We start from the raw sequence: 627 nt of genomic DNA, 5'->3' as shown, positions 1-627 counted from the left end.
TGGCGGAGAGGGTGGGACCCGCCACCAAGGGCTGAGAAAGTTGATCTTGGCCGCATCAAGCCCGTTCAAGATGCCAGATTGGAGGTACGATCTGAAGTCCTTCTTGGAGTGCGACGCGATGGGAAGGCCGCCTCCACGATGGACGTGGCGGTACCGGCTCTCCGCACCTCAGCGGCCATTCAGCCCCAGCCGTCCTCGAACCGCTCGCGCACCCGCACCGAGGCGCAACCGATCCGGACAGCCCACTGGTCAGGTTCGCTATCGTCCACGTTGAGGAGGCGCAAAGTGCGGTCCTCCTCGATCAGCCGTTCGAGGCGGTGCAGATCAGCCGGGTCAATCTGGATCTCGGCGACATGGGGGTGGCTGCTGGGTGGCGTGATCTCGCGCAATCTCATGGGAGGTTCTCAGGGACATCCCCGGCCCTATGCCGGGGCCCGTATTTATCCCCCTTCTGATGCGGTCCCGGCGGTGACCACAGCGCAGTCGGCTGCACTGAAGATGCGGTCAGGTGGGCGCCGCCGCTGCGGAGCGTCCTCCGGGAAGGTGCCGGTACAGGGTACTCGGTGCGCACCCGACCTGCCGCGCCACCTCGGCGGCCGTCATGGTGCCGCCGGCCAGCATCGCCTT

The 627-nt window shown here is 66.3% G+C and carries 2 protein-coding genes; both read right to left on the bottom strand.

Annotated features, from left to right (window positions below; genetic code table 11):
* Nucleotides 1-179: 179 nt before the first annotated feature.
* A complete protein-coding gene (locus tag GSE44_RS25155; RefSeq protein WP_235925135.1) occupies nucleotides 180-395 on the bottom strand; it encodes a hypothetical protein in 216 nt (71 codons plus the stop codon).
* Nucleotides 396-504: 109 nt separating this feature from the next.
* Nucleotides 505-621: a helix-turn-helix domain-containing protein gene (locus tag GSE44_RS26655; protein WP_408015167.1), complete on the bottom strand. Its 117-nt coding sequence runs from the start codon at nucleotides 619-621 to the stop codon at nucleotides 505-507.
* Between the last annotated feature and the right edge of the window lie 6 nt (nucleotides 622-627).

Origin of the sequence: Muricoccus harenae, from assembly GCF_009848505.1 — a bacterium.
Taxonomy (GTDB): Bacteria; Pseudomonadota; Alphaproteobacteria; order Acetobacterales; family Acetobacteraceae; genus Roseomonas; species Roseomonas harenae.
The sequence above is the reverse complement of the archived record's forward strand: the minus strand, read 5'-3'. Positions and strand labels throughout refer to the sequence as shown.

Coding starts and splice junctions, on each gene's coding strand:
- GSE44_RS25155 (WP_235925135.1), bottom strand. CDS start 395: ATGAGATTGCGCGAGATCACGCCACCCAGCAGCCACCCCCATGTCGCC.
- GSE44_RS26655 (WP_408015167.1), bottom strand. CDS start 621: ATGCTGGCCGGCGGCACCATGACGGCCGCCGAGGTGGCGCGGCAGGTC.